The sequence below is a fragment of the Kitasatospora sp. NPDC038210 genome (assembly GCF_055600605.1).
In genome coordinates this window covers 132,103-147,239 of sequence record NZ_JBVJYK010000017.1, presented here as the reverse complement: position 1 = coordinate 147,239, position 15,137 = coordinate 132,103, and the positions used below count along the sequence as shown (strand labels likewise).

Below are 15,137 nucleotides of genomic sequence, written 5' to 3'. Positions count from 1 at the left end.
CACCCCGGTCTCCCGCGGCGACTCCGGAACTGTACGGGGACCGGCCCACCACATGCAAATCGCCCCCGCCCGGGAGTCCGGGCGGGGGCGATCCGGGCCGGTCACGACCGATCAGCGGACCTCGGTGATCTCCGGACCGCGCGCGAACGGGTCGAGCGAGGTGCCGCCGAAGCGGTTGTCGCCCTCACCGGCGGTGGCGGCCGCCCCACCACCGTCGGCCACCATCTGGGCGTCCTCGGGAAGCTTCAGCACGATCGGGTCGCGCGGAGCCATCGGGGCCTCGCCGCGGACGACGACCGTCTGACGGAACACCTGCTCCAGGATCCCGGCCATCTCCGGCTGTACCGCGGCCTGACCCGAGATCACACCGCGCAGGAACCAGCGCGGGCCGTCGCAGCCGACGAACCGCACCAGCTGGACACCCTGGGTGCCGTCCGGCAGCTGCACCGGGACCTGGGCGCGGAGGTGCCAGCCGAGCGGGCCCTCCTCCTCCTCGATGAGGCCGCCCTGCGAGGTGATGCCGTTGGCGATCTCCTCGCGGACCTCGCCCCAGATGCCCTCGGACTTCGGGGCCGCGAAGGCCTGGAGCTGGATGGCGCTGTTGCCGAGCACGAGGGTGGCGGCCACGATCGCGTCACCGGCGACCTCGACGCGCAGCTCCATGCCCTCGACACCGGGGACCAGCAGACCCCCGAGGTCGACTCGTCCCTCCTCGGGGTTCTCCAGCTCCGAGTGGTCCCACGGACCGTCCGGCCGGGGAGCCGGCGGCAGGCCGACCCTGTCGGCCGGGTCCAGCTCGGTCACGTTCTCGCTCTCGGCGGAACCTTCGACGTCATCGGCCGTCTCGTCGGCGCTGATGGCGTCGTCGGCGAGCTGCTCGACAGCGTCCTCGCTCTTCTGGCGACGACGGAACACGGTCACTGTCCTTCCCGGTCCAAGACCGATGCGAATACCTGCTCGGCTTCCTGCGAGGCCGCGGGCATGCTAGACCGCGGCATGGCCGCCGGTCGACCCGAACCCGCCCTCGGCGCGTGCCGACCCGGGCAGCTCCTCCACCTCGTGGAAGCGGGCCTTCTCGACCTGCTGGATGACCAGCTGGGCGATCCGGTCCCCTCGGCGGAAGCTGACTCCCTCGCGCGGGTCCAGATTGACGACGATCACCTTGATCTCTCCACGGTACCCGGCATCGACCGTCCCCGGGGCGTTCACGAGAGCAACTCCGCAACGAGCTGCGAGCCCGGAGCGGGGGTGGACGAAGGCCGCGTAGCCGTCCGGGAGGGCGATGGCGACGCCGGTGGGCAGCACGATCCGCTCGCCGGGGGCCAGCTCGGCGTCGACGGTGGTGCGCAGGTCGGCGCCGGCGTCCCCGGGCTGCGCGTAGGCGGGCAGCGGCAGCTCGGGGTCGATGCGCTTGATCAGGACGTCCAGCTGCGGTCGGGGGGTGTCGCTCAAGGGTTCACCTCAAAGGCTCGTGCGCGCTTCATCAGATCCGGGTCGTCGAGGACCCTGTCGATGTCCTCGGCACGACCGTGCGTGGTGAAGTGTTCCAGCTTCACCTGGATGAAGAGCGCCTGAGCGCGTACCGCGACCGGCCCGTCCGGCCCGCCGATCCGCGCCTCGGCGGCGCTGTAGATCTTGCGGCCGTGCACGCCGGTGATCCAGGCGCGCAGGTGCAGCACCGAGTCGACCGGCACCGGGGAGAGGAAGTCGGTCTCCAGCCGGCCGGTCACGGCGGGGGCGTGCAGCAGCCAGTTGAGCGTGCCGAGGGTCTCGTCCATGGCGGTGGTCAGCACGCCGCCGTGGGCCAGGCCGGGACCGCCCTGGTGGACGTCCCGGACGGTGAACTCGGCCGTGACGTCGAGTCCCTCGCCGGCGACCGCGTCGATCCGCAGGCCGCCGGGGTGCTGCGGGCCGCAGCCGAAGCAGTGCTCGTAGTGGGAGCCGAGCCGGGTGCCGGGGGCCGGCGCCTCGGGGGCGCGCGGCGGCAGGACGGCGTCCGGCGGCGGGGTCGTCGGGGACGGCGGCATCGCGGGCGTCGGCCGGCCGTCGGGGGCGGTGGGGGCTGTCGTACCGGTCACGGTGCCCAACCCTACCGAGGGGTAGGTGGGCCCCGGGTGGGGGTGGCGTCCCGTGCCCGGCGTCAGGACGCCCACAATGGGGGCATGTACGACGAACGCCTCACGGTGCCGCGCTCCTGGTGGCTGCTCCCGGTCGCAGTGGGCCTCACGCTCGCGCTGATCCTGATCCGAGTCAGCGGCCCGGCCGCGCTGGTCGGACTGGTGGCCGGCATCGCCGCCGGCGCCGTCGCGATCAGCAGCTACGGCTCGGCCCGGATCCGCGTGGTCCAGGGCTCGCTGGTCGCCGGACCGGCCCGGATCCCGGTGGACGCGCTCGGCACCGCGCAGGCGCTGAGCCCCGCCGAGGCGGCGGCCTGGCGCGGCCCGAAGGCCGATCCGCGCGCCTTCATGCTGCTGCGCAGCTACGTCCCGACGGCGCTGCGGGTCGAGGTGAGCGACCCCGCCGACCCGACGCCGTACCTCTACCTGTCGACCCGCTCGCCGATGAAGCTGGCGGAGGCGCTGGAGGAGGCCCGGCGGGGCGCCCGGACCTGAGCGGGCCGGCGCGGGGCCCTGCCGGGGCCGAACGAGACCGGATAACGGAGAGGGACGGTTCCGCTGCTGCGGGACCGTCCCTACGACTTCGTACGGGCCGACGCGTCGGCCGACTCCGTCCTACCGGGCCCGTCCGTGAGGACGGCCCCCGGAACTGCCGTCCGGCCCCGCTGCCCGGGGCCGGAAGGAGCGGTGTGCCGGTCCCGCGGGAGCCGCGGGCACCGGGCCCTGTCCGCCGCGGTGCTCAGGCGCCGCAGTCCCGGCAGATCGGGTTGCCGTTCTTCTCGCTGTAGAGCTGGCTGCGGTGGTGGACCAGGAAGCAGCTCATGCAGGTGAACTCGTCTGCCTGCTTCGGCAGCACCCGGACGGCGAGCTCCTCGTTCGAGAGGTCGGCGCCGGGCAGCTCCATGCCCTCGGCGGCGTCGAACTCGTCGACGTCGACGGAGCCGCCGCCCTTGTCGTTCCGCCGAGCCTTGAGTTCCTCGATGCTGTCTTCGTTGAGCTCGTCGTCGGTCTTGCGTGGGGTGTCGTAGTCGGTTGCCATTTTTCGCTCTCCCCCTCCGGGTTGTGCGGTGTGTGCGGTATCTCCAGCGCACGTAACGCATGGGGGGTCGGTCTTGTGCCCGACCCGAGGCGGAGATTTTGCCTTACTTCAAGCCCTGTTACTCAATCGACACTCAGCCCGGGGTCCATCGGGGTGATCCCCGGGGCTGTGGAAGGCCTCACGCTGGGCCATCGCCGCCCCTTCCCGGGCCCGGCGAACCATACACGCACAGTGAGCAAGGATGGCACAGGCACCCGCCCGCACCCTTGCCCACCGGGGCTTCCGACCGATCCGACAGGTCCGCACGGGCCTGGAATCCGGTCACGGAAAGCGATCGTCACACCCGACCGGGCGATCACTCTCCGGGGTTGACCGACACCGTGGAGCGACACGGTGTGAGCTTGGTCACGTTCAGAATCTTCCGGGGCAAACCACGGAAAATCCACCCACTCCGACCGCTCGCGGGAGCGCCCTACTCGGCGCTGCGCCGGGCCGCCCGACGGGCCTGCATCGCGGCCTGGCGCTCCTCGAACTTCCGCGCCTGCGAGTCCAGCCCGTCCAGGAAGACGCCCAGCTCGTTCTGCGCCAGCACACCCTCCGGGCCCAGGCCGCCGATCTCCATCACCTTGAGGTTGCGCAGCACCGGCTGCAGCACGTCGTCGTGGTGGATGCGCAGGTTGTACACCCCGCCGAGGGCGATCTGCGCGGCGGCACGCTCGAAGCCGGGGATGCCGTGGCCGGGCATGCGGAAGTCCGTGACCACGTCGGCGATGGCCCGCATGGCCTGGTCGGGGGCGATCTCCAGGGCGGCCTTCAGCAGGTTCCGGTAGAAGACCATGTGCAGGTTCTCGTCGTTGGCGATCTTCGCCAGGAGCTGCTCGCAGAGCGGGTCGCCGGCGTACTTGCCGGTGTTGCGGTGCGCGATGCGGGTGGCGAGCTCCTGGAAGGCCACGTACGCGACGGAGTGCAGCATGCTGTGCGCGTTGTCGGACTCGAAGCCCTCGGACATGTGGTTCATCCGGGCCCGCTCCAGCTCCACCGGGTCGACGGCCCGGGTGGCGAGCAGGTAGTCGCGGATGGCTATGCCGTGGCGGCCCTCCTCGGCCGTCCAGCGGTGCACCCAGGTGCCCCAGGCGCCCTCGCGGCCGAACATGGTCGCGATCTCGTGGTGGTAGCTGGGGAGGTTGTCCTCGGTCAGCAGGTTCACCACCAGCGAGACGCGGCCCAGCGCGGTCACCTGCGACTGGTCGAGGGACCAGGCCTCGCCGCCCAGCACGCCGTCGAAGTCACGGCCCTGGCTCCACGGGACGAACTCGTGGGGCATCCACTCCTTGGCCACGGCCAGGTGGCGGTTGAGCTCCTTCTCCACGACCTCTTCGAGGGCCAGGATCAGCCGCGCGTCGGTCCAGCCGCTCGATCCGAGCGAGGTGCTGCTCTGCACAGGGGCGATGGTCACGGGCTTGCTCCTGGGGGACGGCACGCGCGGGGACGGGCGCGTAGGGCGGGCACACGTCGTGCGGTGTCGGCGGGCGCGCCGACGGATGCACTTACGGTTGCGTAGGTTACGACACCGTAAGTTGCTCGGGCCACAAAAGACAAGCCGCCCCCGCCAGGCCTTATGTCGTCTTGACGGCCTGACGGGGGCGGCTCGCTCTTCCTGCCTGCTCCGGGCGGGGAACCTACGGTGAGGGGATGCGGACCCGCATGGTGAGTCCCCCGCCGGCGCGCGCGGTGGCCTCGATGGTGCCGCCGTGGGCGCGCACCACTGAGCGGACGATGGACAGGCCGAGGCCGACCCCCTTGTCGCTGCGGGTGCGGTCGGCGCCCTTGACCCGGCGGAACGGCTCGAAGATGTGCTCCAGCTCGTACCCCGGCACCACCGGGCCGGTGTTGGAGACCACCAGCTCGCCGCCGCCCGGCACCTCGGCGGTGGCCAGCTCGACCCAGCCGCCCGCGGTGTTGTACCGCACCGCGTTCTGCAACAGGTTGAGCGCCAGCCGCTCCAGCAGCACGCCGTTGCCCCCGACCACGGCCGGATCGAGCTTCGAGCGCAGCTCGACCTCGCGCTTGTCCGCCTCGGAGCGGCTCTGCTCCAGCGCCCGGGTGGCCACCTCGGACAGCTCCACCGGGCGGCGGTCGGTCAGCTCGTTCTCGCTGCGGGCGAGCAGCAGCAGGCCCTCGACCAGTTGTTCGCTGCGCTCGTTGGTGGCCAGCAGGGTCTTGCCCAGCTGTTGCAGGTCGGGCGAGGCGGCCGGGTCGGAGAGCTGGACCTCCAGCAGCGTGCGGTTGATCGCCAGCGGGGTGCGCAGCTCGTGCGAGGCGTTGGCGACGAAGCGGCGCTGGGAGTCGAAGGAGCGGTCCAGCCGGTCCAGCATGTCGTCGAAGGTGTCGGCGAGCTCCTTGAGCTCGTCGTCCGGGCCGTCCAGCTCGATCCGGCGGTGCAGGTCGGAGGAGGCGACGTCGCGGGCGGTGCGGGTGATCCGGCCGAGCGGGCGCAGCACCCGGCCGGCCATCGCGTAGCCGGCTGCGAAGGCGATCACGGCGAGGCAGACGAGGACGGTGAGCAGCTTGCGCAGCAGGGTGTTGAGCGCCTGGCTGGCCTGGTAGGCCTTGTAGTCGTTCAGCCACTGGTCGAGCGCGGACTGGCTGTTCAGGGTGAGGTTGTCGGGCGTCCGCACCGAGATGCCCGGTCCGTTGAGCACCAGGTGCGGCTGGCCGACCTCCTGGAGGGCCTGCTGGACGAAGAAGTACATCACCAGCAGCAGCACCACGCCGGCCATCAGGAACATCCCGCCGTAGAGCAGGGTGAGCCGCATCCGGATGGTGGGGCGGAAGGGCAGCCAGGCGAGCACGCCGTCACCGGGGACGTAGGTCTGGTTCGACCGGGCCGCGTGCGGGGGGTGCACGGGCTTGGGCGGTACGGCGCGCGGGCCGCCGGCGGGCGCGCCGGAGGGCCCGCCGGCCGGGGGCGGGGTGGTCATGATCGTCCTCTCGGGGCGTCCGCCGGGGGCGGGCGCGGGGTGGGGGAATCCCGGGGGTCCCGGCCCTCCCGTGACGGGAGTCCGGGGCCGGGCCCCGCTTCGTTGGAATCCGGTGGGTCGGATCCGGTCGGATCCGGGGGTGGATCCGGTCAGATCCGGTAGCCGGAGCCCGGCACGGTGACGATCACCGGCGGGTCGCCGAGCTTGCGGCGCAGCGTCATCACGGTGACGCGCACGACGTTGGTGAACGGGTCGGTGTGCTCGTCCCAGGCCTTCTCCAGCAGCTGCTCGGCGGAGACGACGGCGCCACCTGCCCGCATCAGCACCTCCAGGACGGCGAACTCCTTGGGGGCGAGCTGGACGGTGCGTCCGTCGCGGATCACCTCGCGCCGGCCGGGGTCGAGCGAGATGCCGGCGCGCTCCAGCACCGGGGGCAGCGGGATGGTCGCGCGGCGCCCCAGCGCCCTTACCCGGGCGACGAGTTCGCTGAAGGCGAACGGCTTCGGAAGGTAGTCGTCCGCGCCGATCTCCAGGCCCTCGACCCGGTCGCTGATGTCGCCGGAGGCGGTCAGCATGATCACCCGGGTCGCCAGGCCCTGCTCGACCACCTTGCGGCAGACGTCGTCGCCGTGGACCAGCGGGAGGTCGCGGTCCAGGACCACCACGTCGTAGTCGTTGACCGCGATGCGCTGGAGCGCGGCCTCCCCGTCGTACACCACGTCGACGGCCATCGCCTCGCGGCGCAGGCCGGTCGCGACGGCCTCGGCAAGCAGCTGCTCGTCCTCGACGACGAGAACCCGCACGGTCGTTGTCCCTTCTCCAGGCCGGCCCCGGAAGCGGACGCGCGGCTCCGACGGTGCCTCCATCCTGCCTGGTCCTGCGGTAAAGCAGCGATAAGCTGCCGCTCGGGCACGGGTCCCGGGTCCGCGGCGATGACCGTTCGTGTCGGTACCACTCCGCTTGGACTGTGACACGGGCAACTTTCTTCCGCCCGGAGGTTTCCCGGCCCCCACCCGGGGGAGGACAGCTGCACACCCGCGATCTGGCTGTTGGCCGGTCGCACCCACCCGCCGTGCGTTTCGTCCGCGCCGGCCCTGGGGTTGGGACATCACCGGGAGCGGCCGCAGGCCGTCTCCGCGTCCGACCGGAGAACCACCGTTTCCGGCCTGGGCGCTTTCACCGGCTGGACCTTCCTCGGGACGGAGAACGCACGACCGTGCACGTCCGACACAGTAAGGGGGCCCGTATGGACGCCTTCAAGGCCGGAATCCTGCAGCGCATAGCCAACGCCGAGCAGGATCTGCACCGCGCGATCGAGGCCGGGGACGAGTTCCTCGCCGAGGTGGAGCAGTCCGAGCTGGACGACCTCCGCCGACTCGCCGCCGAACACGGCGTGGACACGGTGCTGGAGCGCCACCGCACCGCTGCCTGACCCGTTCGGCACCACCGACCCGTCGCCGGCACTCCGGCACCTGCGGCCCTGCGGGGGCCGTGCGAAACCCAGGCCCTGGCATCCCCCGTATGTCAGGGCTCTTCGCATGCCCGGGACCGCCCGGGGGCCCGGTGCGGCCGGTCCGGGCCCGCGGGGCCGGACCGGCCGGAGCCGGTCGGTCCGCCCTCAGTCCGCCCAGGCGCGCAGCGCGGCCAGGCGCTCCTGCAGCGGCTCGTACACGCCCGGGGCGGCGGCCACGGTCAGCTCGCGGTCCGGTCCGTGCCCGGGGCGGCCGCCGGTCAGGGCGCCGGCCTCGGCGGCGATCAGGCACCCGGCGGCGCGGTCCCAGGGGGCGAGGCCGCGCTCGTAGTAGCCGTCCAGCCGCCCGGCGGCGACGTCGCACAGGTCGACCGCCGCCGCCCCGCCCCGGCGGATGTCCCGCACCTCGGGCATCAGTGCCAGCAGGACCTCGGCCTGGCGCACCCGCACCGACTGGACGTAGTTGAAGCCCGTGGCGATCAGCGCCTGGCCCCACGGCGGGGCCGGGCGGGCCGAGAGCGGCCGGCCGTTCAGTCGGGCACCGCGGCCCAGGACAGCGTGGAACAGCTCGTCGCGCGCCGGGGCGTACACCACGCCCACGACCGCCCGGCCGTCCACCTCGGCGGCCACGCTGACCGCCCAGGAGGGCAGCCCGTACAGGTAGTTGACCGTGCCGTCGAGCGGGTCCACGACCCAGCGGACCCCACTGGTGCCGGGCCGTTCGGCGCCCTCCTCGCCGAGGTAGCCGTCGGCCGGGCGGCGGTCGGTGATCAGCTCCAGCACGAGCTTCTCGGAGGCGAGGTCCATCTCGGTGACGACGTCGACCGGGCTGCTCTTGGTGCCGGCCACGCCGAGGTCGGCCGGGCGGCCGTCGCGCAGCAGGATGCCGGCCTGCCGGGCCGCGTCCAGGGCGACGTCCAGCAGGTCGTCGAGGAGCCGGTCGTCGGGCTGGGCAGGGGCGGTCACGGGATTCTCCTCCGTAGCGGCGGGAACGACGGGTCGGGCGGGTTCAGCACTCGGCGACGGCCGGGCGCGGCGCGCGCGGGTTGGGGCAGCAGGCGATCGCGCACACGTCGTGGCCGGGGCCCAGCGCGCCGAGGGCGCAGCGGGTCACGTCCTCGCCGCGTTCGGTGGCGGCCCGCTCCAGGACGAGGTCGCGGACGGCGGCGGTGAACCGGGGGTCGGCGCCGACGGTGGCCGCCCGGGCCACCGGCAGACCGAGTTCGGCGGCCTTGGCGACGGCCTCGGTGTCGAGGTCGTACTTGACCTCCATGTGGTCGGAGACGAAGCCGATCGGGACCATCACCACGGCGGGCGCGCCCTCTGCCTGCCGGGTCTCCAGGTGGTCGCAGATGTCCGGTTCCAGCCACGGGGTGTGCGGGGCTCCGCTGCGGCTCTGGAACACCAGCGCCCAGGGCCGGTCGGCGACGCCGGTGCGCTCGGCGACGGCCGCGGCGATCAGCCGGGCCACGTCCAGGTGCTGGGCGACGTAGGCGCCGCCCGGCGTGCCGCGGGCCGGGTCGTCCGGGGCTCCCGACGTCTCGGCCATGGAGTCCGGGATCGAGTGCGTGGTGAACGCCAGCCGGGCGCCGGCCCGGACGGTCTCGGGCAGCTCCGCCAGCGCGGCCAGGGTGGCGTCGATCATCGGCTCGACGAAGCCGGGGTGGTTGTGGAAGTGCCGCAGTTTGTCGACCCGCAGGGCGGGCACGCCCTCCTCCGCCAGGGCGGCCAGCGCGTCGGCGAGGTTCTCCCGGTACTGTCGGCAGCCCGAGTAACCGGCGTAGGCGCTGGTGGCGAGCACCGCGATCCGGCGGTGCCCGTCGGCCGCCATCTCCCGCAGGGTGTCGACCAGGTAGGGCGCCCAGTTCCGGTTGCCCCAGTAGACCGGCAGGTCCAGCCCGTGCTCGGCGAAGTCCTTGCGCAGCCCGGCGAGCAGTTCGCGGTTCTGCTCGTTGATCGGACTGACCCCGCCGAACATGAAGTAGTGCTTGCCCACCTCCTTCAGCCGTTCCTTGGGGATCCCGCGGCCGCGGGTGACGTTCTCCAGGAACGGGACGACCTCCTCGGGGGCCTCGGGCCCGCCGAAGGACAGGAGCAGCAGGGCGTCGTACGGAGCGGCGCCGGAGGGAGCGGGTTTGCGCGCGTCGGACATGGCACCGATCCTGCCACTGAGGGGCCGGGCGACGGCGCCGGGGCCGCGTCGGTGTCCGGAAAATACCGTTTGCCAACCTACGTAAGCTGTGTTGGCCAGCCTTGTTCCTTACCCCCACGGAGACTCCCCGTGCTGTCCAGCTACCGCCGGATATTCGCCGCCCCCGGCACTCTGGCCTTCTCCTCTGCCGGGTTCCTGGCCCGTCTGCCGATCTCCATGGCCGGGATCGGCATCGTGACCATGCTCTCCCAGCTGACGGGGTCGTACGGGCTGGCCGGCGCGGTCTCGGCGACGATGGCCGTCGCAGCCGCGGCACTCGGCCCGGCGGTCTCCTGGCTGGTCGACCGGCGCGGGCAGCGCCGCGTCGCGCTCCCCGCCACCGCGATCACCGTCGCCGCCGCGACCGGACTCCTGCTCTGCGCCCACTTCCACGCGCCGTCCTGGGCCCTCTTCCTCTTCGCCGTCGGCCTCGGCGTCATGCCCAGCGCCGGCGCCATGGTCCGCGCCCGCTGGGCCCACCTCTACCGCGACGACGCCGCCAAGCTGCACACCGCGTACTCCTTCGAGGCCGTCGTCGACGAGGTGTGCTTCATCGTCGGCCCGATCCTCGCCATCGGCCTGGCCACCAACGTCTTCCCCGAGTCCGGCCTGCTGGTGGCCGTCGTCGCGCTCGCCGTCGGCATCGCCCTGTTCACCGCCCAGCGGCGCACCGAACCGCCGGTCCACCCGGCGTCGGCCCACAGCGGCGGCAGCGCCATCCTCAACGGCGGCCTGGTCGTGCTGGTGCTGACCTTCGTCGCCACCGGCGCGATCTTCGGTTCGGTGGAGATCGTCACCGTCGCCTTCGCCGACGCCCAGGGGCACAAGGGGCTCTCCAGCGTCGTCCTCGCCGTCTGGGCGTTCGGCTCCGGCCTGGCCGGCGTCGTCTACGGCGCGCTCAAGCCCAGGACCCCGCTGGCCACCCGCTTCTTCGTCGGCGTGGTGATGATGGCGCTGAGCATGATCCCCATCCTGCTCGTCGCCTCCACCGTGCACGGCGTCGGCGGGCTGATCGCGGCCGGCGCCGCCCTGCTGGTCGCGGGGGTCGCCATCTCCCCCACCCTGATCTCCGCGATGGCCCTGGTCGAGCGGCTCGTCCCGGCCGCCAAGCTCACCGAGGGCATGGCCTGGACCACCACCGGCCTCGCCCTCGGCGTGGCCCTCGGCTCCTCGATCGGCGGCTGGGTGGTCGACGCCTCCGGCGCCCCGGCCGGCTACTGGGTCCCACTGGCCGCCGGCGCCCTCGGGGTGCTCGTCGCACTGACCGGGCTCCGGCGCCTGCGCTCCGGAGTCGCCGCGAACGAGCCCGCCGAATCGGCCGATCGACCCGTAGACGTCGAACGGTGAACTGACTAATCTCTCGCCCTACCCATGGGCCTACCCGTGGGTAGGGCGGCCGCGCCGCCCCGGACCGCGCCGACTCGTTCGGCCACGGAGCAGGAGGCAGCGCAATGCCCCAGGCCAGTACCGCGACCCGCACCCGGTGGACCAACTGGGCCGGCAACCAGAGCGCCGCGCCCGCCCGGTCCGCCGCCCCCGGCACCGCGGAGGAACTGGCCAGGGAGATCCTGCGGGCCGCCGACCAGGGCCGCACGGTCAAGGCCGTCGGGTCCGGCCACTCCTTCACCTCGATCGCCTCCGCCGGCGACGGCGTCCAGATCCGCCCGCACGCGCTCACCGCCGTCCGCGAGATCGACCGCGAGGCGGGCACCGTCACCGTCGAGTCCGGCCTCCCGCTGCACCGCCTCAACCGGCTCCTCGCCGCCGAGGGCCTGTCCCTCACCAACATGGGCGACATCGAGGTCCAGACCGTCGCCGGCGCCACCAGCACCGGCACCCACGGCACCGGCCGCGACTCCGGCTCGCTCGCCGCCCAGATCCGCGCGCTGGAGATCGTCCTCGCGGACGGCTCCGTCAAGCGCTGCTCGCCCACCGAGAACCCCCGGCTCTTCCAGGGCGCCCGGCTGGGCCTCGGCGCCCTCGGCGTGATCACCGCGCTCACCTTCGGCGTCGAACCGGCCTTCCTGCTCACGGCGCACGAGCAGCCGATGGCCTTCGACGAGGTGCTGGAACGGCTCGACGACCTCACCGCCGTCAACGAGCACTTCGAGTTCTACTGGTTCCCGCACACCGACCGCTGCTCCACCAAGCGCAACAACCGCAGCCAGGGCCCGGCCGCCCCGCTGCCCCGGTTCAAGGGGTGGCTGGAGGACGACTTCCTCTCCAACACCGTCTGGGAGGGCGCCTGCCGGGTCGGCCGGCGCTTCCCCGGTTCGATCCCGTCGATCGCGGCACTGGCCAGCCGCGCCTGGTCCGACCGCAGCTACACCGACACCGCGTACCGGGTGTTCACCAGCCCGCGCAAGGTCCGCTTCGTGGAGATGGAGTACGCGGTGCCGCGCGAGGCCGTCGGCGGGGTGCTGCGCGAGCTGAAGGCCCTGGTCGAGCGCTCCGACTGGAGGATCAGCTTCCCGGTCGAGGTGCGCTTCGCACCCGCCGACGAGCTCTGGCTCTCCACCGCCTCCGGCCGGGACAGCGCCTACATCGCCGTCCACCTCTACCGGGGCACCGCCGACCAGGGCTACTTCACCGGCGTCGAACAGTTGATGACCGCCCATCAGGGCCGCCCTCACTGGGGCAAGCTGCACACCCGCGACGCCGAGTACCTGGCCGGCGTCTACCCGCACTTCGGCGACTTCACCGCGCTGCGCGACGAGGTCGACCCGCAGCGGGTCTTCGGCAACGACTACCTGCGCCGGGTGCTGGGGGCCTGACCCCCCGGAGCCGGACCGCCCCGGCCGGTTCGCCGGGGTGCCGGTCGGTTCACCCGGAGTGCCGGTCGGCTCGCCGGGGTCCCGGTCAGGTCGCCGGGGTCCCGGCCGCCGGCGACGGGGCCCCCGACGACCGGGTGGGCTCGTCCCCCGCCACGGGCGGCTGCGAGGTGGTCCCGCCCGTGGGCTTCCCGCCGTCCGCCGACGGGGAGGACCCGGCCGACGGGCTCACGCTCGGGCCCGCCGAGGGCGAAGCCGTACCCGCGCCGGTGCTCGGGGTGCCGCTCGGCTCCCGGCCCGGCCGCGTCATCGCCGGGGCCGAGGCACCACCGGACGGCGTCGCCGCCGGTCCGCGCGTGTCGCCCGGCGCCGGCCGCTGCGGCGGAGCGTCCTGCGGCTGCGCGGACCTGGGCGCCACCGAGCCGCCGAAGGAGGTGCCGTTGCCGGACTCGCCCTTGACCGTCGCCGACACGGGCTGCCCGGTCGCCAGTTCGAACGCCACGATCGGCGTCATCGCCACCACGAACACCAGCCCGGACACCGCCGCGTAGGTCTTCCAGGTCCACCGCCGGCGCGCCCGCACCACCTGCGGCTCGTTCCACTCCGCGGTCAGCACCGGCCGAGGCGCCGGCTGCTCCGGCGCCTCCGACCGCCCGGACTCGACCGGCACCTGGCGCAGCGCGTTCGCCGTCTGGTTCGGCCCCCGGTCCACCACCTCGCGCAGTTGTTCACCGGTCCGCTTGAAGAGGTGCTGGAACACCGCGCCGCCGGTGGTGGCCCCGACACTCACCACCGCAGCGCCCAAGATCGTTCCGTACACCCCCAGTTCGGAGGCCAACAGCGCGCCCACCACGGCGGCCAGCGCGCTCGCCACGACCTGAGCCGCACTCAGATCGATCCGCCTGCGCTCCTCCTTGCCGCCCTCCTCGACGGGGCTCCGCTCCGGCATCAACATCCCTCGGTCCGTACGACTGTTCCTCGAACAAGCCACTCCATCTTGCCCAAAGAAGGACACAAGGGACGAAAATGCGGTTCTGCGCGCCCGGATTGTGTGAAGATGATCACCGTCCGCTTGTCGGTGGTACGCCATCGGTGGTGCGCGCTCTTGAGATTCCCGTGAATCGCGGGAGACTTGAGCGGCGAGCCGCCCCTTCGGGTGCCACGAATGGAGTACTGTTCGTAAAGCCCGAGCCTTGGGTCGACTTGTCGACTGCGCCTTCACCGGCAGCTTGACGAAGAGCCACGGACCGGGCACGCACGGCGACGCCCGTCCCGGATCGTCGCGAACACTCCGCGTGCGAGGAGGGCCGGGACACCCAGGCGCGACGCCGACGGATGGCGTGGCAAAAAGGCAACCGTGCCACAGCGGCGCGCGCGGGCATGAGCCCGACACGCCGGGGAACTCAGCAAGGTTGTGGCCAGTCGCGAGTGGGCAGGCCACACTCAGTACGGGAGCAGCGACGCAGGTGACGTCGGCAGGCACCACCCGGGAGGTAACCGTGCCCGAACTGCGGGTTGTGGCCGTCAGCAACGACGGCACACGGCTGGTGCTCAAGGCTGCCGACAGCACGGAGTACACCCTCCCCATCGACGAGCGGCTGCGCGCCGCCATCCGCGGCGACCGGCCGCGCCTCGGCCAGATCGAGATCGAGGTCGAGAGCCACCTGCGCCCGCGGGACATCCAGGCCCGGATACGAGCCGGTGCCTCCGCCGAGGAGGTCGCCCAGGCCGCCGGGATCTCCGTCGACCGCGTCCGCCGCTTCGAGGGCCCGGTCCTCGCCGAGCGCGCCTTCATGGCCGAGCGCGCCCGCAAGACCGCCATCCGCCGCAACGGCGAGTCCCCCGGCCCGCAGCTCGGCGAGGCCGTCGCCGAGCGCCTCGCGCTGCGCGGCGCCGAGAAGGACACCGAGCGCTGGGACTCCTGGCGCCGCGACGACGGCACCTGGGAGGTCATCCTCTCCTACCGGGCCGACGGCGAGGGCCGCAGTGCCTCCTGGACGTACGACCCGCCCCGGCGCCTGGTCCAGCCCAACGACGACGAGGCCCGCGCGCTGATCGGCGAGAACGTCGAGCGCGAGGAGGAGTCGGTCTTCCCGTTCATCCCGCGGATCGCCCGGCTCCCCCAGGAGCGGCCGCCCCGCCCGATGATCGACCGGCCCTCGGCCGACCGCATCATGTCGGCCCGCGAGGTCCGCGAATCGCGGGAGGCCACCGCCGACGCCCGGGACTCGCTGACCAGCCTGCTCGACGTCGTCCCCGCCTTCCGCGGCGACCTCGCCGTCGGCGGCCCCACCCCGATCGAACCGGTGCCCGCCGAGGTCGCCGAGGAGAGCGAGGAGTCGGCCGCGGCCGCCGCCCCGGCGGTCGGCGCGGGCTCGGCCTACGCCGACATTCTGATGCCGCGCGCCGTCGCCCCGCACCGGGAGCGCCTGGTCGGCACCACCGACCGGCAGGCCGAGGCGGACGGCGTCCGGCCCGGGCGCCGGGCCACCGTGCCCAGCTGGGACGAGATCGTCTTCGGCAGCCGGCGCAAGAAGCAGGAATAGCAGCAGGACAGCGGTGCGGGG

14 protein-coding genes and 1 pseudogene are annotated in these 15,137 nt (G+C 73.1%); 5 read left to right on the top strand and 10 right to left on the bottom strand.

The window, feature by feature from the left end; all coding sequences use genetic code 11:
- Nucleotides 1-111: 111 nt before the first annotated feature.
- The 3 genes and pseudogenes from ACZ7KX_RS30250 to ACZ7KX_RS30240 form a co-directional block, all read right to left on the bottom strand.
- Nucleotides 112-915: a DUF3710 domain-containing protein gene (locus ACZ7KX_RS30250; protein ID WP_350523311.1), complete on the bottom strand. Its 804-nt coding sequence runs from the start codon at nt 913-915 to the stop codon at nt 112-114.
- A 2-nt stretch (nt 916-917) separates the two neighbouring features.
- Nucleotides 918-1,452: pseudogene (gene dut, locus ACZ7KX_RS30245) on the bottom strand (dUTP diphosphatase).
- A complete protein-coding gene (locus ACZ7KX_RS30240; protein WP_402804930.1) occupies nt 1,449-2,027 on the bottom strand; it encodes a PaaI family thioesterase in 579 nt (192 codons plus the stop codon). Before ACZ7KX_RS30240 ends, dut begins: the two are co-directional and overlap by 4 nt.
- 135 nt (nt 2,028-2,162) lie before the next feature.
- Between ACZ7KX_RS30240 and ACZ7KX_RS30235 the strand changes: the two genes are divergently transcribed.
- A complete protein-coding gene (locus tag ACZ7KX_RS30235) occupies nt 2,163-2,612 on the top strand; it encodes a DUF3093 domain-containing protein (protein ID WP_396549746.1) in 450 nt (149 codons plus the stop codon).
- 244 nt (nt 2,613-2,856) lie between these two features.
- On the opposite strand, the gene ACZ7KX_RS30230 is transcribed toward ACZ7KX_RS30235, so the two are convergent.
- The 4 genes from ACZ7KX_RS30230 to ACZ7KX_RS30215 form a co-directional block, all read right to left on the bottom strand.
- Nucleotides 2,857-3,156, bottom strand: coding sequence for a DUF4193 domain-containing protein (locus tag ACZ7KX_RS30230; RefSeq protein WP_030057692.1), 300 nt, complete (start codon nt 3,154-3,156; stop codon nt 2,857-2,859).
- A gap of 472 nt (nt 3,157-3,628) precedes the next feature.
- Complete coding sequence (locus tag ACZ7KX_RS30225) at nt 3,629-4,612, bottom strand: acyl-ACP desaturase (protein ID WP_470329228.1); 984 nt, start codon at nt 4,610-4,612, stop codon at nt 3,629-3,631.
- Between the two features lie 223 nt (nt 4,613-4,835).
- On the bottom strand, nt 4,836-6,137 hold the full coding sequence (locus tag ACZ7KX_RS30220) for a sensor histidine kinase (protein ID WP_470329227.1): 1,302 nt from the start codon (nt 6,135-6,137) through the stop codon (nt 4,836-4,838).
- Nucleotides 6,138-6,286: 149 nt separating this feature from the next.
- Entirely contained in the window at nt 6,287-6,940 is a 654-nt protein-coding gene (locus ACZ7KX_RS30215; protein WP_030057689.1) for a response regulator transcription factor, read from the bottom strand.
- Between the two features lie 443 nt (nt 6,941-7,383).
- Here ACZ7KX_RS30215 and ACZ7KX_RS30210 point away from each other — a divergent pair, with 443 nt between their 5' ends.
- Nucleotides 7,384-7,569 (top strand): hypothetical protein, encoded by a 186-nt coding sequence (locus ACZ7KX_RS30210; RefSeq protein WP_030057688.1) that lies wholly within the window; start codon nt 7,384-7,386, stop codon nt 7,567-7,569.
- A 186-nt stretch (nt 7,570-7,755) separates the two neighbouring features.
- On the opposite strand, the gene ACZ7KX_RS30205 is transcribed toward ACZ7KX_RS30210, so the two are convergent.
- Nucleotides 7,756-8,574, bottom strand: coding sequence for an inositol monophosphatase family protein (locus ACZ7KX_RS30205; RefSeq protein ID WP_470329226.1), 819 nt, complete (start codon nt 8,572-8,574; stop codon nt 7,756-7,758).
- A gap of 43 nt (nt 8,575-8,617) precedes the next feature.
- Complete coding sequence (locus tag ACZ7KX_RS30200) at nt 8,618-9,760, bottom strand: ferrochelatase (RefSeq protein WP_470329225.1); 1,143 nt, start codon at nt 9,758-9,760, stop codon at nt 8,618-8,620.
- 129 nt (nt 9,761-9,889) lie between these two features.
- Here ACZ7KX_RS30200 and ACZ7KX_RS30195 point away from each other — a divergent pair, with 129 nt between their 5' ends.
- Entirely contained in the window at nt 9,890-11,146 is a 1,257-nt protein-coding gene (locus tag ACZ7KX_RS30195) for an MFS transporter (protein WP_350523318.1), read from the top strand.
- A 104-nt stretch (nt 11,147-11,250) separates the two neighbouring features.
- Nucleotides 11,251-12,573: a D-arabinono-1,4-lactone oxidase gene (locus ACZ7KX_RS30190; protein WP_470329224.1), complete on the top strand. Its 1,323-nt coding sequence runs from the start codon at nt 11,251-11,253 to the stop codon at nt 12,571-12,573.
- A gap of 85 nt (nt 12,574-12,658) precedes the next feature.
- Here the strand turns inward: ACZ7KX_RS30190 and ACZ7KX_RS30185 are convergent, their stop codons facing one another.
- The gene (locus ACZ7KX_RS30185) at nt 12,659-13,519 is read right to left on the bottom strand and encodes a hypothetical protein (protein ID WP_470329223.1); all 861 of its coding nucleotides are present in this window, start codon (nt 13,517-13,519) and stop codon (nt 12,659-12,661) included.
- Between the two features lie 517 nt (nt 13,520-14,036).
- On the opposite strand from ACZ7KX_RS30185, the gene sepH reads away from it, so the two are divergent.
- Nucleotides 14,037-15,116 carry a septation protein SepH gene (gene sepH / locus ACZ7KX_RS30180; protein ID WP_470329222.1) on the top strand — a complete coding sequence of 360 codons (1,080 nt, stop codon included), beginning with the start codon at nt 14,037-14,039 and terminating at the stop codon, nt 15,114-15,116.
- The last annotated feature ends 21 nt before the right edge of the window (nt 15,117-15,137 follow it).